Consider the following 20,718-nt stretch of genomic DNA (forward strand, 5'->3'; position numbering starts at 1 on the left):
ACGCCGAGCGCGCGTTGGCAAGCCGATCGCGCCGGTTACTCGCCGCCTTCCAGAGCGCGCTTGATGTTGCCGAGGTACTGCTTGACCGCCTCGGCGGCCTCGCTATCGACGAACCCGCGGATCAGGCCCTGGAGCAAGCGCGGCACGGGAGTGTCGGGCGCCAGCGTTTGCTTGAGTGTGATCTTGGTGGCCTCGGCCCCGCTCGCTTGCAGCTTCAGGACACCGCTGACGTCGGTGTTGTCAGCCTTGGCGGCGATGCTCTCGAACGTGATCCGATCCTTGCCGTTGCCGTCATAGCGCGCGGTGTATTGCACCACCAGGCTCACCGGCCCGGTCGACTTCTCCTGGTAGACGAAGCGGTAGGTGTTGTCGCCGACGCGCTTGCAGGTGTCGATGCCGGGAACGCAACGCGACGAGCCGACGACGTCCCACATGAACTCGTACGCGTGCGCTAGCGGCACCTTAACGGTGACGGACTTCTCGATCTCGGTGGGAAATTTGGCCATGCGCCTCCTCCTGCCGCAGATGCCTTAGCCGAGTCGGCCGGCCGAAGTCCACGGGCAACACCGCGCAACCGCCGCGGCCGAGGGATGACCGAGACTGGCGCACTCAGAACGATTGCGTGACTAGTGGTGTCCATGCATCACAACGGGGCGGCCAGCTTGCCGCCGCCCACCGCCGTAACCGTAAGCGGCGCGGCAGCAGCGGCTTGCGCGCGTAGGCGAACCAACACCGCCACCATGTAGGCCAGCAGCGCCACCAGTGACAGGGCCTTGATCCCGATCACCATCGAAAGGCATTCCAGCAAGCCGCCGGCCACCGCGCCCAGCAGATTCCAGCCGAACGCGACATCCGCTTCGGCCCGCTCACGGAAGAGCAAGGCAAAGCAGGCCGAGGCGAAGAAGATCGGTGTGCCGACAAACAGCGCCGAGAGGCCGAGTTTCACGGCGAGATTCAGCCGCAGCAGCAGATGTACCGGCGTGAAATAGGCCAGGAGCAGCGACACCACCAGCCCGGCGACGCTCACCGTCCAGGGGATCGGGCGCAGTTGCATCCACCCGGTGGCGAACAACACCATCGCCAGGATCGCCCCGAACACGATCGCACTGGTCAACCAGGTTGCACCCCAGACCAGGTTCATTGCGGTCACCGATTTGGTTTCGAGCAGCAGAAACGCCAGACCGAAGCAGAACATCTCGGTGTCCATGCGCCGGCGCGACGACAAGCTGCGCCGCATTTCGCCGGAAGCCGCGGCCACGCCCGCGAGCGCGAGTGTCGCGAAGACCGCCATCAGCGTCAGGTAGAACCCGCTGATCGTGCGCCCTTGCAGGTAGAGGTACGGCCAATCGTCGTCCGGCAGCTCGACGCCCTGCGCCTGGGCGAAATACGCGCCGATGGCGGCGCGCTCGTCGGGCAGTTGGCCGGCAAAAGCCGGCCCGCCCATGTAGATCGTGTTGAACAGCTGCGAGAACCTGCGGATAACTATCGGCGGTTCGCCGAATGCCTCGAACAGCATGCCCGCCAGTCGGTCGTCGATATAGGAAGTGCCGACGGCGAAGTACATGACGATGCCGCCACGCGGCGACAGGCGTGCCCGGGCGGCATGCAGGCAATCGCGTGTGTAGACGAAGTTGTCGAGCCGTACGTTGGACAGTGCCGACAAGCGCGTCATCGAATCGAGGGTGCCGAACACGATCAGGTCGTATTCTTCGCGCGACTCGTTGAGGAATGAGCGGGCATCGGTGTTGATCGCCCGTACCCGTGCCGGCGCGTACGGCCGATCGGGATGTCGCGTGACACCTAATTGCAGGATTACCGGATCGATCTCCACCGCATCGACCTGTTCGGCACCCTCCGCCAGCGCGACGGCTACGTCGTTGCCGGTGCCCGCACCCAACACCAGCACGCGCCGCGGTGGCTGCGGCAGAAAGCGGTACGGTACGTGGTAGCCAATCCGCACCGACTTGTGCCAGTCGTTCACGGCCGGACGGGTCTCGTCGAAACTCACCGCCACCTGGTGCAGCGAGCCGTTGGCCAGGATCTCCACCCCCGCTCCGCCGGGCTCCTGGCTCGCCCGGATGGCGTAGTAAGGGCTGTAGCGTTCGGCCCGCTCGGCCTGCGCCACCAACACCAGCGCCAGCGCCGCCACCGCCCCATAAGCCGGACGTAGGCGCCCTTGCGCCGTGAAGAACACGAAGCCGGCCAGCAGCACCACTGCAAACCAGATCACCGGAAAGGTTTCGAGAAAGCCGCAAGCGGCGAACGTGATCACACCGGCGAGCGAGCCGAGAATGTCGCAGCAGTACCCCCACAGCGCGCCCGAGCGGGCTTGGAACTCGCGCAGTCGCTCGGCGACGAGCTGACCCAGTGGGACAAACGCCAGCGCACTCAGGACAAAGGCGAGCACAATCGGCAGGCGCACGTCGCCGACCACCGCAGCATCGTGCGGCAGATCGTAGTATAAGAGCCAGAGATGTTCGGTGACCGAGTTCTGCGTGAACGCCACGCGGCTCATAGCGAAACCGGCTGCGATCACCACCAGCAGACTCACCGGCCACAGCCACAGCAGCGGGCGCCGCCCCGCGCGCAGGCAGCCGAGACCGAGCCCGAGAAAGGCACTCAACAGAATCAGATTGGGAAAATACGCCAGCGCCCGCACCTGCCCCGGCAACCAGCGGATCAGCGCCAGCTCCTGAAACAGGACGACGAAGGAGGCGAAAAACAGCTCGACCCCGAGGCGAGCTATCGACTTGGCAGAAAGGTCGCCGCCGCAATGATTGCCGGCAACCGAGCCGGGAGCTGTTGTGGACACCATCTCACCTCGTGGCATAGCGCCGTGATTGAGTCCAGCAACTCACCTGCCATGTCACCACCTCGCCAACTGCTGAGGTTGACTGTCCGGGGTCTTGCCGGCGAGCTATAGCGATACCGCTGCGCCGGGAAAATGCGGCACAGATTCGCCGGCTGCGCGAAGGCAGTCGGCGCGCCACGGCCGGTTCAGAGCCGCTGGGCGCCGGCTGATCGCTGGGATAATCCAGCCTGGTGGCGCTGCGCCGGGGTGCCGGGGTGCAACGCTGATTGACTCTCCACCGCAGCTCATCGTAGCAGTTTCAGCTCGGGCAACCGCTGGAGGTCGAGCATGGCCGAAAACAATCCGAACCAAACGCGCCCCGTGCGCGACTGGCAGTACCTCACCGGCGAGGACTTCCGCCGGCTCGACAAGAGCAAGACGGTGGTCACGGTGACGTGCTCGCCGATGGAGGTGCACGGCCCGCACTTGCCGGTGGTGTGCGACAACCACGAGGCTGAAGCACTGACCACGCGCACGATCGAGTTGCTGAGCGCACGCTACCCCGAAATGATGTTCTTGCGGCTGCCGCCGATTTACGTGGCGGCCGACGTCGTGCCGCACAGCGGCTCGCTGATGTTTCGCAGCACCACGATCGTGCGCGTGCTCTGCGACCTCGGCCGCACGCTGGCCAAGCAGGGCTTCAGCAATATCTGGGTGGCCAGTTTCCACGGCGGGCCGCGTCACTTCGTGGCGATCGAGCAAGCTTGTCACCTCACCAACCGGCGCTACGGTGCCCGCATGGTGTCGCTGTTTTCGCTGCTGGCGAAGCGGCTCACCGCCGGCACCTCGAACCTTGCCGCCGTGCTCGCGCGTATCCCCGGCCTCACGCCCGCCGACCTCGACGGTGACACCCACGCCGGTGTGATCGAAACCTCGCTGTTGCTGCACCTGCTTGGCGAGCACGTCGATCCGGTCTTTCGATCTTGCGCGCACGTGACCGTGGATATGAAACTGGCCCGCAGCGGCCAGAGGCCGCGCGCCGGCAAACCCGGGCGGGCCTCGATCGGGCAGCTTTTGCGCAGCTTCACGGCCTCGCTGAAGTACTTCGAGGAGGAGACCTACTCCGGCAAGCCCGCCATCGCCTCGGCCGAGATCGGCAAGCAGATCCTCGAGGTCTTGGCCAACCACAGCGCGGAGGTGCTGGGCCAGCTATGGGCCGGCCGAATCAGCCCGGATGACTGCCACTCGCCGGTGTGGCCGCTCAAGTGGGTCTTCTTGAGCCCCACCGCCAGCCGCCTCTTCGAGTGGGCAGTGCGCTATCGCAATCCGATCTTCTGAGTCGCGGGGGTGTTATCGGCGGGACAGTTGCCGATTGTAGCTGCCCTCCGTGGTGAACATGAATGCCTTCACGGCGCGTGCCCGCGCAACACCACGAGCCCGGCGGCCGCGAGCGTGCCATTATCGGCAAGGCTTTCCTTGAATCAGCGTGGGACGTGTGGTTAACCAACCAGGAGAATACTTGCAGAGGATGTTGTGAAGGTCGAAGTTGAAGCAGTGGACCCGGTGCGCCGGCGACTGGCGATCGAGGTCCCGGCAGAAGAAGTTCGTGACGAGATCGAGCGCGCCTATGCCGATCTCGGCCGGCGAGCGCGCGTGCGCGGTTTTCGGCCCGGGCGTACGCCGCGTCCGGTGCTCGAGCAGCTGTTTGGTGATCAGGTGCGGGCCGAGGTGTTCGGCAAGCTGATTCAGCGCTCGTACGCGGAGGCTTTGCAGGGGCAGGATCTGGCGGTGGTAAGCGAGCCGCAGATCGTCACCGAGCAGGCTGAGCCCGGGGCGGCGTTGCGCTATTCGGCGACGGTCGAAGTCAAGCCCGAGGTGGTGGCGCGGGATTACAGCGGCTTTCGAGTTGAGCGCACGCTGGTGCTGATAACCGAGGCGGAGGTCGGCGCCGTTCTCCAGCGGTTGCAGGATTCACTAGCGCAGCTGCTTCCGATCACCGAGCGCACGCGCGTGGCGCGCGGCGATGTCGTGACCCTGGATTACGAGGCGCGCCGCGAGCAGCGTCTGGTGGGGCGCGGAGAGAACCGGCTGGTCGAGATCGGCCGCGGCCAGTTTTCGCAGAGTTTCGACGAGCAGCTCGAGGACGCCGAGGTGGGCACGACCCGCGAGTTCTCGGTTGCTTATCCCGCCGACTACTCCAACGCGGAGCTGGCGGGGCAAACGATCGATTTTCGCGTGACCGTGAAGGCACTGGCACAACGCGAGGTGCCGGCGCTCGATGACGACTTCGCCAAGGATCACGGGGAGTGCGAAACGCTGGCCGCGTTGCGGGAGCGCGTGCGCCAGCGCCTGGAAGCGCAAGCCGCGCTGCGCGCCGACCAGGAGGTGCGGGCGAAGCTGATCGATCAGCTCCTCGCCGCCCACGGCATCGCGGTGCCGGACGTGATGGTGCAGCGCCGTGCCCTGGCCTTGGCCGAGGAAGTCATCAACTCGATGCGTGATGTGCGCTTGCGCCAGCGCGATGCTGCGGCAGAGCGCGAGCGGCTGGCCGCCGAACTGGTGCCGCAAGCGCGCAAGCAAGTGCAGACGGCGCTACTGCTCGAAGCCATCGCCCGACAAGAGCACCTCGAGGTCAGCGACGATGAAGTGCGCGCGCAGATCGATGAAATGGCAGCGCCAGCCGGTACCGGCGGCGAGCGCGTGCGCGCGCAGTATCAAGACGAAGGCATGCGCGCGGGGTTGCACGCGCGCATGTTGCAGCAACGCGCGCTCGAGCTGGTCGCCTCGCGGGCCACCATTACCACTACCACGCACGCATCTGTCGTTGCTGACTCCGGCCAAAACGGCTAAGATTCTATGCAGAATGAGCGACGTGACCCGCACGCCATGAGCCTGGTGCCTATCGTTGTGGAGCAGACGGGACGGGGCGAGCGCGCCTACGACATTTACTCCCGTCTACTCAAAGATCGCATCGTATTTCTGGGTACGCCCATTACCGATGACATCGCCAACCTGATAACCGCGCAGTTCCTCTTCCTGGAATCCGAGGACCCCGAGAAGGACATCCACTTCTACATCAATTCCCCCGGGGGTTCGGTCACCGCTGGACTGGCCATCTACGACACCATGCAGTACATCAAGCCCGACATCTCGACGTTGTGCTTGGGACAGGCCGCGAGCATGGCGGCGTGGCTATTGGCGGCGGGAACCAAGGGCAAACGCTTCTGTCTGCCGCACTCCCGCATCATGATTCATCAACCCTTGGGCGGGGCCCAAGGCCAGGCGGCCGACATCGACATCCAAGCCCGGGAAATCCTCCGCATCCGCGAGCAACTCAACGCCATCCTCGTGGCACACAGCGGGCAGAGCCTGAAACGCATCGAGAAGGATACCGACCGGGACCTCTTCCTCAGCGGCAAACAGGCGGTAGAATACGGGCTGGTCGATGAAGTGATCGCCAACCGGCCCGTGCGCAAAGTGTGAGGGATCTATGGCCAAGCATGATGGCGACCGTGGCGGAAACCTCGTCTGTTCGTTTTGCGGGAAGAGCCAGGACGAGGTGCGCAAGCTCATCGCCGGGCCGACCGTCTACATCTGTGATGAGTGCATCGATCTCTGCAATGACATCATCGCCGAGGAGTGCGACCAAGAAGAGGGGCTGGCCTCGACTTCGGCGGTGCCGAAGCCCTCAGAGATCAAGCGCGTCCTCGATCAGTACGTCATCGGCCAGGAGCGCGCCAAGAAGGTGCTGTCGGTCGCCGTCCACAACCACTACAAGCGCATCGACAGCCAGCTGGTGACCGGCGATGTCGAGCTGCAGAAATCCAACATCCTGCTGATCGGCCCCACGGGCTCGGGCAAGACGTTGCTGGCGCAAACCCTGGCGCGCTTCCTCCAGGTGCCGTTCACCATCGCCGACGCCACCAGCCTCACGGAAGCCGGCTACGTCGGCGAAGACGTTGAGAACATCATCCTCAGCCTGTTGCAGAACGCCGATTACGACGTCGAGAAGGCGCAGCGCGGGATCGTCTACATCGACGAGATCGACAAGATCTCCCGCAAGGGCGACAACCCCTCGATTACCCGCGACGTGTCCGGCGAAGGCGTGCAGCAGGCATTGTTGAAGATCATCGAAGGCACCACCGCCAGTGTCCCGCCCAAGGGCGGGCGCAAGCACCCGCAGCAGGAATTCCTCCAGGTCGACACCACCAACATCCTGTTCATCTGCGGCGGCGCCTTTGTCGGGTTGGAAGACATCATTCGCCGCCGCATCGGCATCAAGGGCGTCGGCTTCGGCGCCGACATCCGTCGCAAGCAAGAGCGCAGCACCAGCGAGTTGCTCCACGAAGTGCAGACCGAGGATCTGCTCAAGTTCGGCTTGATTCCCGAATTCATCGGCCGCCTGCCGGTGATCGCCAGCCTCGATGAGCTGGATGCGGAAGACCTGGTGCGCATCCTCAAGGAGCCCAAGAACGCCTTGACCCGCCAGTACCAGAAGCTGTTCGAGATGGAAGGCGTGCACCTGAAGTTCACCGACGCCGCTCTCACCGCGATTGCGCGCGAGGCGCTCAAGCGTAAATCCGGGGCCCGTGGCTTGCGGGCCATTCTTGAGACCACTATGCTCGACGTGATGTACGAGATCCCGTCGCAGCCCAACATCAAGGAAGTGCTGATCTCGGAAGAGGTCATTACCAAGCACGAGCAACCGATCGTGCTCTACCAGAAGGCGGCGGAGACGGCCTGAGCGGCAGGGTCACCAGGAGAGGACGAACGCATGCTCTTTCGTAACGACAAGAAGGATGGCCGCGAAGGCGGCTCCCCCAACGCCCCGCGGGTGCCACTGCTGCCCTTGCGAGACATCATCGTGTTCCCGCACATGGTGGTGCCGCTGTTTGTCGGACGGCAGAAATCGATCAAGGCCCTCGAAGAGGCGATGAACAAGCAGAAGTTCGTCTTGCTCGCTGCCCAGCGCGAGGCCAAGACCAATGAGCCCGACGAGAACGACATCTATCGCGTCGGCACTCTCGGCAGCGTGGTGCAGTTGCTGCGCCTGCCGGACGGCACCGTCAAGGTGCTGGTCGAGGGCAAGAAGCGGGCACGGGTGCTGCGTTACGTCGACAATCCCGACTTCTTCTGCGTCGAAGTGGAAGAGATCGAAGAGCAGCCGGAGCGCTCCACCGAGGTCGAGGCCTTGGTCCGCTCGATCAATTCCACGTTCGAGAACTACGTCAAGCTGAACAAGAAGATCCCACCCGAGATGATCATGTCGGTGGCCTCGATCGACGACGCCTCGCGGCTAGCCGACACCATCGTAGCTCACCTCGGAATCAAGCTGGAGGACAAGCAGGCACTGCTCGAAGTCATCAACCCGACCGAGCGGCTCGAGAAAGTCCTCGGCTACATGCGCTCGGAGATCGAAATCCTCGAAGTCGAAAAACGCATCCGCACCCGGGTCAAGAAGCAAATGGAGAAGACCCAGAAGGAGTACTACCTCAACGAGCAGATGCGCGCGATCCAGAAGGAGCTCGGGGAGAAGGACGAATTCAAGAACGAGATCCAGGAGCTGGAAGAGAAGATCAAGCAGAAGAAGATGTCGGCCGAGGCCAAGGAAAAGGCCGAGAAGGAGCTGCGCAAGCTCAAGATGATGTCGCCGATGTCGGCCGAGGCCACCGTCGTGCGCAACTACATCGACTGGTTGATCTCACTGCCCTGGCACGAATACACCGACGACAAACTCGACATCAAAGAGGCCGAGAAGGTACTCGAAGAAGACCACTACGGCCTGGAGAAGGTGAAGCAGCGCATCCTTGAGTACCTCGCCGTCCAGTCGCTGGTGGGGCAGATGAAGGGTCCGATCCTGTGCCTGGTTGGCCCGCCCGGGGTCGGCAAGACCTCGCTGGGCAAGTCGATCGCCCGTGCCACCGGGCGCAAGTTCGTGCGGGTGTCGCTCGGCGGCGTGCGTGACGAAGCCGAAATCCGCGGCCACCGGCGCACCTACATCGGCGCGTTGCCCGGCAAGGTGATCCAGAGCATGAAGAAGGCCGGCTCCGGCAACCCGGTGTTCTTGCTCGACGAGGTCGATAAGATGTCGACCGATTTCCGCGGCGACCCCTCGGCCGCGCTGCTCGAAGTGCTCGACCCCGAACAGAACCAGAACTTCGATGATCACTACCTCGATGTCGAGTACGATCTCTCCAAGGTGATGTTCATCACTACCGCGAACACGCTGGACCGGATCCCGCGGCCGCTGCAGGACCGCATGGAGATCATCCGCATCGCCGGCTACACCGAGTTTGAGAAGCTCAACATCGCCAAGCGCTACCTGGTACGCAAGCAACAGGATGCCAACGGCCTGAAGCTGGATAACGTCGATTTCTCCGACAACGCGATCCTCGCCATGATCCGGCACTACACCAAAGAGTCCGGCGTCCGTAACCTTGAGCGCGAGATCGCCTCGATCTGCCGCAAGGTGGCGGTCGATGTCGTCAAGAAGGACAAGAACTTCAAGGTCCACGTCAGCGGTAAGAACGTCAACAAGTTCCTCGGCCCCCCGCGCTACCGCTACAGCAAGGCCGAAGAAGAGCACAAGGTTGGCGTGGTCACCGGGCTGGCTTGGACCGAACTGGGCGGCGAGCTGCTCAATACCGAAGTGACCGTGATGCCCGGCAAGGGCAAGCTGATCATCACCGGCCGGCTCGGGGACGTCATGCAGGAGTCGGCCCAGGCTGCGCTCAGCTACGTCCGCTCGCGCGCCGAAGAGCTCGGCTTGGAGCGCGACTTCTACCAGCGCGTGGATATCCACATCCACGTCCCCGAAGGAGCCATACCTAAGGACGGCCCGTCGGCGGGCGTAACCATGGCTACCGCCTTGGTGTCGGCCCTCACCAAGATTCCTGCCCGGCACGACGTGGCGATGACCGGCGAGGTCACGCTGCGCGGTCGCGTGCTGCCGATCGGCGGTTTGAAAGAGAAGGTCCTGGCCGCGCATCGGGGTGGCATCAAGCTGGTGCTGATTCCGGGAGAGAATGAGAAGGACATCGAGGAAATCCCGCCCGCGATCCTGCGCACGATTCGGATCGAGCTGGTGGAACATATGGACCAGGTGTTGCGCCAAGCACTGATTGTGCAGGATGAGGCCAACTTCCTGGCAAAGAAGGCCGACGGCGGTGCCGAGGCGGCGAAGGTACCGACGACCGCGGCCTTCCCCCCAGAAGTCCCCGAAACCACGGACATTGTGACCCATTGAGGCTTTCTTGACTTGGGCCGGGCCGGTTGTTATGAGTCGCGCCACTTGTGAGAAGAGGACGTGATGACGAAGGCAGAACTGATCGAGTCCGTCGCCAGTAAGGTCGATCTCCCGCGGGCGACGGCCGAACGAGCCGTGAACACGCTCTTCGACGACATTGTGGCCGCTTTGAAGCAAGGAGATAAGGTAAATATCTCGGGGTTTGGGACCTTTGCGATCTCCACTCGTAAAGCGCGCACCGGGCGCAACCCCAAGACCGGCGAGAGTATCGAAATCGCGGCCTCGCGCGCCGCCAAGTTCAAAGCGGGCAAGACGCTGAAGGATTCCCTGAATTGAACGGTTGCCGCTGCCAGCAGCGCTCGGCGGGCGGTTAGCTCAGGGGGAGAGCATCGGCCTTACAAGCCGGGGGTCATCCGTTCAAATCGGATACCGCCCATTATCGGCAGCTTTTGAGAGGAGAGACCGCCGCAGCCCACTAGTTACCGGGGTGGTAGTTCAGCTCGGTTAGAACGCCGGCCTGTCACGTCGGAGGTCGCGGGTTCAAGTCCCGTCCACCCCGCCATTTTGAATGACGACCGAATTGCGGTAAGGCAACGGTGCTCCTGCGGCGACGCTTTGGGTGAAGAGCCATGAGAACGACATACATTGCCAAGCGTGAGGAAGCCTTGGATGCGCGTCGCTGGTACATCATCGACGCTCAAGGCAAGGTGCTCGGCCGACTGGCGACCACGGTTGCCAACCTGTTGCGGGGCAAGGGCAAGCCAACCTTTACCCCGCATGTGGATACCGGCGACTTCGTCATTGTCATCAATGCCGGCAGCCTGAAGCTGACCGGCAAGAAGACCGAGCACAAGCTTTACCGCCGCCATACCGGGTACCCGGGCGGGGTGCGCGAGGTGGTGGCGAGCAAGCTGTTGAGCAGCAAGCCCGAGCGCATCATCCAGTTGGCGGTCACCGGTATGCTGCCGAAGAACCGACTTGGCCGGCAGCTCGCCACGAAACTCAAGATTTATGCGGGCGCGGATCATCCCCACGCAGCCCAACAGCCGCAGCTCATCTCGGTGTGATTGAGGTTCAGCCATGGCAGAACGTGCGAATGCATATGCAGCGACCGGGCGGCGCAAGTCCGCCGTGGCCCGTGTCAATTTGGTTCCCGGTGCCGGACAGGTGACTGTGAATCGCCGCCCGGCCGATGATTACTTCGGACGGCCGACTTCACGCATGGTGATTCGCCAGCCCTTCGAGGTCACCGGCACCGAAGGCCAGTTCGATGTGTCGGCCAACGTTCGTGGCGGTGGTGTCTCGGCGCAAGCCTCGGCCGTGCGCCACGGCATCACTCGGGCACTGTTGTTGGCCAATCCCGAGTTTCGGCCGGCGCTGAAGAAAGCCGGCTTCGTTACCCGCGACCCGCGCGAGGTTGAGCGCAAGAAGTACGGCCGCCACAAGGCTCGCAAGCGGCCGCAGTACTCGAAGCGTTAGTTGGCCGGGGCTCAGCTAGCCAATTTCGCCCGTGTTACGTGCCGCGCTGGCCGACCGCAGCGCGGCGCCAGTTACTCACTCCCTAAGAACAGCGCCAGCCCGGCGACCCCGAACACCACGTTGGCGGTCCAGGCCGCCACGGGTGCCGGCAACACCCCGCCATGGCCGAGCGAGTTGGCCAGCGCCAGAACAACCCAATAGGCAAAGCCGGCTCCCAGCCCGAGAGCAATCACCGCCGCCACGCTGGCGTGGCGGCGCGCGCGCCCGGCCAGCGGAACGCCGACCAACGTCAGCACGAAGCTGGCGCAAGGCACCGCCAGCTTGAGGTGCAGGTCGACCAAATACGCCGAGGCATCAATGCCTTTGCGGGTGAGCGCGGCAATGCGATCGCGCAACATGGTGAAACTCAACTCCTCAGGCTCGCGGTGGACGTCGAGAAAGTCGTCGAGCGTTTCTGCCATCACCACCGAGTTGGCGGCCAGCGCGCGGGTGTTGACCGGGCCCGCGGGCGAGAACACGCGCTCGGTGGCCGGGCTGGTCTCCCACCCCCCTTCGCCCCAGCGCGCCGTCGGGACCTCGATGATGGAGGCCAGTGAGAACGCCTGGTCCAAGCGGTAAATCGTCAGCCCGTGCAAGGTGCTGCGTCCGGCGTCGACGTAGTCGACGTTGTAGAAGCCGTCGCGGCCGTGGTACCAGATTTCGCGGTCGCTGAGCAGGCCGCGCTGCGGCCGCTTGCGGATCTCGACCACGTTGACGTACTGAAACTTGCGCGAGCAGTAGGGCACCACGGTTTCTTCCCACAGCCAGGTTCCGGCGCTGATCAGCGCCGTCAGGCCCAGCAGCGGCGCGGCCATTTGCCCGAGACTGACTCCGAGCGCGCGCAAAGCGATGATTTCGTTGCGCCGTGAGAGCGAGCCCAAGCTCAACAGTACGGCCGCCAGCACCGCCGGTGGCATCACCTGCGTGATCATCAGCGGGATCTTGAACAGGAAGTAACGCGCCGCCAGCACCGGCGTGGCTTCGTTGCGCAGCAGGATGTCCAGCCGATCGAAGAAATCAACGATCAGGTAGAGCGCCACAAAGCAGAGCAACACCGGGGCGAAGAACGACCAGAATTCCCGCGCCACGTAGCGGCTGATAACACCGGAGAGCATCGTCGGAGCGGGGCCTAGGCGTTCGGGCTCAGCCGCGCCGCCCAGCGGGCGCGCAGTGCCAGCAGCCAGTGATCTAGGCGCGTCAAGCTCGCCAGGCTGGTCTCGCGCGCGGCGCGCCACAGCAGCATCACTCCAAGTGTGGCCAAGACCGCGTTGGCGATCCACATCGAGATCACCGGCGGCAAGTGGCCCCGCTCGCCCAGGCTCTCGCCCAAGGAGAGCATGAGATAATAGGCGAGAATCAACAGCAGGCTGGTGGAAAAGCCGCGCGCGCGCACCGCCCGCGTCGGCTGGACCCCGAGCGGGACGCCGACTGCGGCGAACACCAAGCAAGCAAAAGGAATGGCGAACTTGCGGTGGAACTCCACTTGCTCCGCTAGCGCCGGCTTGCCGCCCTCGGCCCTGGCCGCGATGGCGTGGCTCAACTCGGCCAGCGTCATCTCACTCGGCTCGCGCTCGCGACGGTGCACCCGTGCCAGCGCGGTGTCGAGGTCGAGGCTGATGTCATAGACGCTGAAGTCGGTCTTGCTGTAACTGCGCCCGCTCGGGTCGAAGCTGTGCATGCTGCCGTCAAGCAGGCGCAGCGTCAGCGTCTGGGTCGCCTCGTTGTTGACCACGATGCCGAGCTTGGCGAACACGGTGTTGCGCTGCGCCGGCTCGCGCGTGTCCGAGATCAGTATCCCTTTGAGCGTCGTCCCCGGCGGCTCGATCTCCTCCACGTAGATCACCAGGTCGCTGAAGTCATCGTTGAATACCTGCTCGCGAATGCCGGCACTGGCGCGGATTTTCGCCACTTCATACAGGCCGTCACGCAGCATGCGATTGCCCCACGGGCGCGCGTAGATCGACAGCCCGAGCGTGATGCAGTAGACCACGGCGGCGATCACTGCGACCGGGCGCAACAACTGATAGAGGCTGATGCCCGAGGTGTGCAGCGCTACCACCTCGCTGTCCGAGGAGAGCCGGCCGAAGGCGACCAGTATCCCCAGCAGCAGGGCCATGGGCACGGTCACTTCGAGGAACGCCGGCATGATGTACGAGAACAGCTTGGCGACCTGCCATAACGGCACGCCGCGGTTGACCACCAGCTCGACTAACTTGAGAATGCGTGCGATCAGGAGAATGACGGTGAACACCCCGAGACCCAGCACAAAGGGCACAAGGATTTCCCGGGTGATGTAGCGGTTGATGGTGCGCACTTAATAGGATCGTAATGAAACGCCGGTTCTTTGTAAATCAACGCGGCGGTGCGCCCGCTAGCGCCGGCCACTGCGTTTATGGTGTCCACGCGGTCAGCGCTCGGCTGGCCGCCGCCCCGCCGCAAGTGCAGGATCTGATGGTGCGCGAACAGCCCTCGACCCGGCTGGCGGCGCTGGTGGCTGCCGCCACGCGCCACGGCGTACCCGTGCGGGTTGTGCCGGCGGCGGCGTTGCGTGAACTATGCGGCAGCGATGAACATCAAGGGGTGGTGGCCCGGGTGCCGCCATTTCGCTACGCCGACTTGGAAGCGGTGCTGGCCCGCGGCTGCGAGCGCGTTTTGGTGCTCGATCACTTGCGCGACCCGCACAACTTCGGAGCCCTGCTGCGCACCGCCGAAGCAGCCGGGGTCGGTGCGGTCGTGATCCCTAAAGACGGCGCGGTCGGTGTGACTGCCGCGGTCGAAAAAGCCGCGGCCGGCGCCGCGTTGCGCGTGCCCGTCGCACTGGTGGTCAATGTGGCGCGCACTCTGCAACAACTTCAAGCGGCCGGTTACTGGATCATCGGGCTGGCGGCCAACGCCGGCAGCGAGCTCTTCGAGTTCGACCCGCCGCCGCGGCTGGCGATCGTGCTCGGCGGCGAAGCAGGCCTGCGCCGCCTGGTACAAGAGCAGTGTGACGTGCTGCTGCGCGTGCCGATGACAGGTCAGACCGAGTCGCTCAACGCCTCAGTGGCGGGAGCGCTGGCGATGTATGCTTTGCGACCTCGCAACCGGCCAACTTGACTTGTTGCCGGGGCTCGGCCAAGAACCACAAGCTGTTTTCGGAAAGCGGATGCCTTGCGGGGTATAAGCCCATCGGTTCTTTTCGGCGTGCTCGGCCTGTGCACGCTAGCGGCGTTGCCGCCGGCGCGCGCCGCCTTTGTCCCCGGCGACGTCAACGGCGACGGCGAGGTCAGCATCGCCGACTTGCGTGATCTGGTCGTGGAGATTTTCGACGGCGACGGTGACGACGTGGCCGGCGTCGCCGGCGGCGACTTCGTCGGCGGCCCCGGGGCTGACGCAAATCAAGACGGCAGTATCACTGCTGCCGACTTCGCTCTCACCGTCTGGGTGCAACCTGGGCTCACTCCGGCGCTGCCGACTACCTCCGCCACCCACCAGCCTTCGCCCACACCAACCGTGACCTCAACACCCAACCTGACGCAGCCGACCGCCAGCGCGACGGCGACGGCCTGCATCTCTGAGGGTATCCCGCCGCTACGAGTGGGCTCGCCGGAAGTCATCGGCGGTGCCTTGGTCGCGGGCGATTGCAGCAACCATGGCACCGGAGGAAGGCCGGGGGATGTCTTCGCCGTCTCGGCCGCTCCGGGGCAGGCCGTCACCATCGCCGTCACCGCCACCGACTTCACCCCGCGCGTCATTATTCACGACGCCAATGGCTACTTCGGGCGCCCGTGGCTGCGCCCGCCACTCGAGTTCCTCGTCACGACCAGCCGGCCCTACGAGTTCGTGGTCACCAGTCAGGCACCGGGAGCTATGACCGGGGCGTACACCGTGACCGTCAGCGTGCGCAATTGCCCGAGTGCCCGCAACCTGACCAGTGGTGGCCGCGTCAGCGCGACCTTGAAGGATACCGACTGCCCAGACCCGGCCAGCCCGTCCACACCGGCGCACCGTTACACGTTTTCGGCCGCCGCGGGTTCGGCGGTCGAGTTCAGAATGACGACCTCGCCGGCCAACGAGGATGTCCCGGACCCCTTCCTCACCATCTACGGCCCCAAGCCGACTGAAGACGCTTTCACTGGCATCGAGATCGCGGAGGACGAAGAAAGCGGCGGCGAAGTCGAGAACGGGACTACCGATGCGCTGCTGTCGTTCTACGCCGTGCAAAGCGGGACTTACACGGTGGTGGCGACCGGCGGTAGCGGGCCTTACAACGTGTCGTTCTCGACCCGCACCTGCACCGCTGTGCCGGTCTCGGTCTCAGATCAGCCGCGCACGGTTTCGGGTACGCTGACGGGCGCATCATGTCCGGCCCCGTTCCCGCTGGTGCGCGCCGAGAAGGGCGAATTCAATACGCGGGCCGAGATGTGGTCGCTGACGGCCGACGCCGGCGATGTGCTGGCCTTTAACATGAACTCGCTCGACTTCGATGCTCAGCTTTACTTGCTGGAACCGGGCCAGAGGGTTGTTGCGGCCGACGACGACAGCTCAGAAGACAGCGGCAGCGATGCCCAGCTGGCGTTTACTGCGCCGCAAGCCGGTACCTACACCGTGATTGCCGCCAGCAATGACGCCTACATCACTCAGGACGATTCCACCGGCAGCTATTCACTGACTGCGCAGAAGTGCCCGGCAACGCCGCTCTCGCTCGACACGCTCACAGCCGGCAGCCTCGCGTTGTCGGACTGTCACGGCCAGGGAGGGGCGTTGATCAAGAGCTACAAGCTCGACTGCCGGCCCGAGCTCGGTTGTGGGCCAAACCAGTTTGTGACCGCGACCATGGCGGCGGCCGCGGACTCCTTCATCGATCCCGCGCTACAGTTGATCGAGCCGAGCGGGCACAGGCTGGCTAACAACGACGATCCGTTCTTGCTGGGAACATCGCTGAACGCCCGCGTGAGCCGGGTGCTGCCCGAGGCGGGAACGTACTTCCTCACCGCGAGTTCGTTTCAAGATTGGTCGGAGGGCGGCTTTGCCGTGCGGGTGCAGCGCTGCCGCACTGCGGCGGCAGCCGCGGGAACCGTAACCGGAGAATTCCGCGACGATGACTGCGAACTCGCGGGTGACGGCGAAGACCCCGGGCCGAAGTTCAACGTCTTCACTATCCCGACCAACACCAACCAACTCCTCTCGCTGGTGCCACCGGAGGATGCTTGCGCCTTGGTGGCAAGTCCGGACGGGTTGCAGGGCCCGGGACCCGAATGTTCTTCCGAATTCCTCGCCATGCCCCTGGCTCAGGCTGGAACGACCGCGCTCATGATCGCCGCTCCCGACTCGGGCTTTCGTGGCCAGTACACGTTTGCGGTGCAAACATGCCCGGCCTCCGGAGTGCTGAGCTTTGCCTCGTCCGCGGTCGGCTTCGTCACCGGCACGGAATGTCGCGACGCGAGCACTGCTCCAGCAGACTTCTACTTGATCCGCGCTCCTCGTGAGCTGACGATGTTCAGCGAGGGATTGAGCGCTAACCTGACGCGCTCGTTCAACGGCGGCTCGGTGGTGGTCGACGCGACCGGGGTCTACGGGGTAGCGAACAAGATCACGGAGAACTCCGAGGAGATGTTCGCCTTTGGCGCCGATCTCGGTATTGGCTTGGCAGTGCGGCCAGCGGATCCCGCGGCCACCGGCAGCTACACCATCGCGGTCGATCCGGCCAATTTCAGTCGCTGAGACGCTGCGGTGGCGGGCGGCTGAAGAAATTTATCGGCCATTTTCGCTTGACCCGTACAAGCACCGTGCTCTATATGCCTGTGCTGCGTGCAGCTTCTGATGCAAGGTGTGAGTGGAGTGGCCAGGTGGTGCCTAACAGTAAGCGCTTTGAGATAGCGGTTGCGCTGGCATCGTTCATCGCCGTGATGGCGGTGGCGGCCGCTGGCTGCGGCGGTGGCGGCGGCGGGGCGGCCGGCGGTGGTGTTTCGCTGCAAGCTGTGTGGGAGAGGTCGAACCTCACGCGCGGCGCGCGGCTGGGCTCGTTTGATGGCTCAGCCGAGCTGCCGCCGAGCGTGCGCACGGTGGAGGTGCGGATCGAGGGAGCCGGCTTCATCATGCGCAGGTTCTTTGATCCCGCGATTACCCGCTCCGCGGAGATCGACGACGTTCCGGTCGGACCGGTAAATGTCAGGGTGCTTGGCTACGACGTGGCCGGATACGACCTTGAGTACGAGCGCCAGCTCGGCCTGCCAGGGAGCGGGCTCACACCTTCGTACGCCAGCGACCGGGTAGCTGTGATCGTTTACCCGGGCCGGGTTACGGATGCGGGTGAGGTCGCTGTGCTGGCGCGCCCGTTCGTGGCGGAGTTCTCGCCAGTACCAGGCGCCGACGAGGTCTTGCGCAACGCACCGGTCTCCTTCGCCATCGTCACCGCGCGCGGTGACATCGACCGCAGCAGTGTCACCGTCCACGTGGCCGGCGAGCTGCAAGTCGAAGCCGGAGTCGCCCGATCCGGCGCGTTGCTCGAAGCCTGCGCCGATGACGGGCCCGCCCCGTGTGCCGTTCCCGGCCGTAATATGCGCGGATTTCGCTTCCTCAGCGGCACGCCTACCTTCCCGGCTCTGAGCGACATCAGAGTGCGAGTTAGAGCCACAGACAACAGCACGCCGCCGCGTCGTATGGACCCAGAACCGTTCGAATACGGCTTCACTACCGGCACCGAGGTTGTGACCTCGACGCCGACTGGCACGGTGACCAACACTCATACCCCCAGCGTGACTTCGACGCGCCCGCCGACACTGACGCCAACGGCAACCCTGACCGATACCGCCACGCCAACCGCCACCGAGACTCTCACCGCGACCGCCACCGAGGTTCCAACGGTCACTCCCACCAGTAGCCCGAGCGTGACCTCGACGGCGTCCCCGAGTGCAACCGCGACCGCTACGGCAACAGCCAGCGACACCCCGACGGCGACGGTGACCGAGACGGCGACCGAAACTCCGAGCGAGACGCCCACCGACACGCCGACCACGACGGCAACCGAAACCCCGAGCGAGACGCCCACCGCCTCTCCCAGCGAGACGCCAGTGCCGACCGACACGCCGGTGGCGACGCCTACGGCAACAGCTGCCGATACGGCCACGGCGGCGCCGACAGAAACAAGCACGGCAACTGCAACGGAGACGGCGTCGCCATCGCCGACCCCCACGGAATCAGCGACTGCATCGGCAACGGTGACGGTGACCGAAACGCCGGCACCGACCGCCACGGCGGCACCGCCGCCTGGCACATACGTCGTCACCACGCTGCTGAACGACGGCGAGGGCTCGCTGCGCGCCGCCATTATCGCCGCCAACAGCGACGGCATCCCCAGCCGCGTTCTCTTCGCCCCCGAGTTGATCGGCGCCACCATCGAGTTGAACGACGCCCTTCCGGCTCTGGCCGCAGACGCCACCGTGATCGACGCTAGCTTTGGCTTGGCACAGCCGTGCGTGGCCGTTGCTGGGCCTGCCGATGGGCCGGTATTCGAGGTCACCGCCCAAGGTATCGAAATTCGTGGGTTGGCTCTGATTGCCGCCGGCGGCGGCGTGCTCTTGAACGAGCACTCCGCTGATGCGCTCATCGCCGCTAACTACATCGGTGTGGCGCTCGATGGCACCACCGCGGTTCCCAACCTGGGCCCGGGCGTGGAGGTCGGCGGTGCCGGCCACCGCATCGAGCACAACGTTATCTCGGCCAACATAGATGACGGTATCGTGGTCGAGCTGGATGCGACCGACACGGTGATCGCTGGCAACACTATTGGCGCCTCGGCCAACCGACTGCACCCGCTTGGCAACGCCGGCAGCGGCATCTTCGCTTTAGGCGATCTGGTCATCGGTGGCACCGCCGGTAACTTGATCGTGAATAACGGGCTTAGCGGCATACTGTTGCTCGGACTCGACGGCTCGGTCCACGACGTAACTATTGCCGGCAACGACATTGGCTCAGCCGCTCTCGGCGGCAACGAAATGGACGGCATCACCATTATCGAAGCGGTGAACGTCACCGTCGGTGGCCCCGGCTCGGCCGCCAACCGGATTCACTACAACGCCGCCTTCGGTGTCAGTATCTACGGTGCGCTCGCCACCGGCGTGCAACTGCGGCAGAACTCCATCGCCAACAACGCGGGTCGCGGCATAGTCCGCGGCGACCGGGCGGAAGAGCTGGTCGGCCCGCCGGTCATCTTCGGCGCCGGCGGCGTCATCGTGGGCTCTGCCGAGCCCGGCGCCACGGTCGAGCTGTTCATGACCGGTACGCCGCCGGACGCCAGCGGTGCCGGCGAGGGCGAGACGTTCATCGAGAGCGCGATCGCTAACGAGGAAGGCTTGTTCGTCTTCTTGTTGGTGGCCGCGGAACCTATAACGGTGACCGCAACTCAGACCAATGCAGGAAACAACACCAGCGAGTTCGCCTTGAACCTAGAGGTCGCCCCGCTGCTGCCTACGACAACGCCGACTGAAACGCTGCCGCCAAGCCCGACTACTACCTACACACCGGAACCGGCGGCGACAGATACGCCGCTGCCCCCAGACACCGACACACCAACCCCGACTGCAACGGCGTCGCCAACGCCGAGCGAGACGGCGTTAGCAACCGAAACGGCTACCCCCGCCGCAACCGAAACGCTGTCCCCAAGCGCAACGCCAACAGTTACCGAAACGCCAGCCCTCCCGCCGACGGAAACGGCGCCGCCGACTGACACGCCGGCGGCAACCGAAACGGCCACCGCACCTGCACCCGAGACCGAGACCCCGACCGATACGCCGACGATCACGCCGACCGCAACCGCGCCGCCGACTGATACGCCGGCGGCGACCGAAACGGCCACCGCGCCTGCGCCCGAGACCGAGACCCCGACGGCTTCGCCGACCGATACGCCGGCAGTCACACCGACGGAGACCGCGCCGCCTACCGACACGCCGGCGGCGACCGAAACGGCCACCGCGCCTGCGCCCGAGACCGAGACCCCGACGGCTTCGCCGACCGATACGCCGACGATCACGCCGACGGAAACCGCGCCGCCGACTGACACACCGGCGGCAACCGAAACGGCCACCGCGCCTGCGCCCGAGACCGAGACCCCGACGGCAACGCCGACCGATACGCCGACGATCACGCCGACGGAAACCGCGCCGCCGACTGATACGCCGACGCA

The 20,718-nt window shown here is 64.8% G+C and carries 15 protein-coding genes and 2 tRNA genes; 13 read left to right on the top strand and 4 right to left on the bottom strand.

What is annotated here, in order from left to right:
• Positions 1-35 precede the first annotated feature (35 nt).
• Both HY699_20080 and HY699_20085 read right to left on the bottom strand, forming a co-directional pair.
• Positions 36-506, bottom strand: a complete 471-nt coding sequence (locus HY699_20080) for an SRPBCC family protein (protein ID MBI4518109.1) — start codon at positions 504-506, stop codon at positions 36-38.
• Between the two features lie 137 nt (positions 507-643).
• A complete protein-coding gene (locus tag HY699_20085; GenBank protein MBI4518110.1) occupies positions 644-2,815 on the bottom strand; it encodes a hypothetical protein in 2,172 nt (723 codons plus the stop codon).
• 324 nt (positions 2,816-3,139) lie between these two features.
• On the opposite strand from HY699_20085, the gene HY699_20090 reads away from it, so the two are divergent.
• The 10 genes from HY699_20090 to rpsI all read left to right on the top strand — a co-directional run bounded on the left by HY699_20090 (position 3,140) and on the right by rpsI (position 11,516).
• On the top strand, positions 3,140-4,129 hold the full coding sequence (locus HY699_20090) for a creatininase family protein (protein MBI4518111.1): 990 nt from the start codon (positions 3,140-3,142) through the stop codon (positions 4,127-4,129).
• Positions 4,130-4,324: 195 nt separating this feature from the next.
• Positions 4,325-5,641, top strand: a complete 1,317-nt coding sequence (tig, locus tag HY699_20095; protein MBI4518112.1) for a trigger factor — start codon at positions 4,325-4,327, stop codon at positions 5,639-5,641.
• Positions 5,642-5,647: 6 nt separating this feature from the next.
• Positions 5,648-6,274: an ATP-dependent Clp endopeptidase proteolytic subunit ClpP gene (gene clpP / locus HY699_20100; protein ID MBI4518113.1), complete on the top strand. Its 627-nt coding sequence runs from the start codon at positions 5,648-5,650 to the stop codon at positions 6,272-6,274.
• A 7-nt stretch (positions 6,275-6,281) separates the two neighbouring features.
• Positions 6,282-7,535, top strand: coding sequence for an ATP-dependent Clp protease ATP-binding subunit ClpX (gene clpX / locus HY699_20105; GenBank protein ID MBI4518114.1), 1,254 nt, complete (start codon positions 6,282-6,284; stop codon positions 7,533-7,535).
• Between the two features lie 30 nt (positions 7,536-7,565).
• Positions 7,566-10,037 carry an endopeptidase La gene (gene lon / locus HY699_20110; GenBank protein ID MBI4518115.1) on the top strand — a complete coding sequence of 824 codons (2,472 nt, stop codon included), beginning with the start codon at positions 7,566-7,568 and terminating at the stop codon, positions 10,035-10,037.
• Positions 10,038-10,100: 63 nt separating this feature from the next.
• Positions 10,101-10,373: an HU family DNA-binding protein gene (locus HY699_20115; GenBank protein ID MBI4518116.1), complete on the top strand. Its 273-nt coding sequence runs from the start codon at positions 10,101-10,103 to the stop codon at positions 10,371-10,373.
• 28 nt (positions 10,374-10,401) lie between these two features.
• Positions 10,402-10,473: transfer RNA gene (locus HY699_20120), tRNA-Val, on the top strand.
• A gap of 48 nt (positions 10,474-10,521) precedes the next feature.
• Positions 10,522-10,599 (top strand) — tRNA-Asp (locus HY699_20125).
• A 67-nt stretch (positions 10,600-10,666) separates the two neighbouring features.
• A complete protein-coding gene (gene rplM, locus HY699_20130) occupies positions 10,667-11,104 on the top strand; it encodes a 50S ribosomal protein L13 (GenBank protein MBI4518117.1) in 438 nt (145 codons plus the stop codon).
• A gap of 13 nt (positions 11,105-11,117) precedes the next feature.
• Positions 11,118-11,516 (top strand): 30S ribosomal protein S9, encoded by a 399-nt coding sequence (rpsI, locus tag HY699_20135; protein MBI4518118.1) that lies wholly within the window; start codon positions 11,118-11,120, stop codon positions 11,514-11,516.
• Between the two features lie 71 nt (positions 11,517-11,587).
• On the opposite strand, the gene lptG is transcribed toward rpsI, so the two are convergent.
• Both lptG and lptF read right to left on the bottom strand, forming a co-directional pair.
• The gene (gene lptG / locus HY699_20140) at positions 11,588-12,670 is read right to left on the bottom strand and encodes an LPS export ABC transporter permease LptG (protein ID MBI4518119.1); all 1,083 of its coding nucleotides are present in this window, start codon (positions 12,668-12,670) and stop codon (positions 11,588-11,590) included.
• Between the two features lie 14 nt (positions 12,671-12,684).
• Entirely contained in the window at positions 12,685-13,869 is a 1,185-nt protein-coding gene (gene lptF / locus HY699_20145) for an LPS export ABC transporter permease LptF (GenBank protein ID MBI4518120.1), read from the bottom strand.
• Positions 13,870-13,883: 14 nt separating this feature from the next.
• Between lptF and rlmB the strand changes: the two genes are divergently transcribed.
• The 3 genes from rlmB to HY699_20160 form a co-directional block, all read left to right on the top strand.
• Positions 13,884-14,651: a 23S rRNA (guanosine(2251)-2'-O)-methyltransferase RlmB gene (gene rlmB / locus HY699_20150; GenBank protein ID MBI4518121.1), complete on the top strand. Its 768-nt coding sequence runs from the start codon at positions 13,884-13,886 to the stop codon at positions 14,649-14,651.
• Between the two features lie 54 nt (positions 14,652-14,705).
• The gene (locus tag HY699_20155; protein ID MBI4518122.1) at positions 14,706-17,258 is read left to right on the top strand and encodes a pre-peptidase C-terminal domain-containing protein; all 2,553 of its coding nucleotides are present in this window, start codon (positions 14,706-14,708) and stop codon (positions 17,256-17,258) included.
• Positions 17,259-17,383: 125 nt separating this feature from the next.
• A partial coding sequence (locus HY699_20160) for a right-handed parallel beta-helix repeat-containing protein (protein MBI4518123.1) occupies positions 17,384-20,718 on the top strand: 3,335 nt, incomplete at its 3' end.

This window comes from Deltaproteobacteria bacterium (assembly GCA_016210005.1).
Classification (GTDB): Bacteria; Desulfobacterota; Binatia; order HRBIN30; family JACQVA1; genus JACQVA1.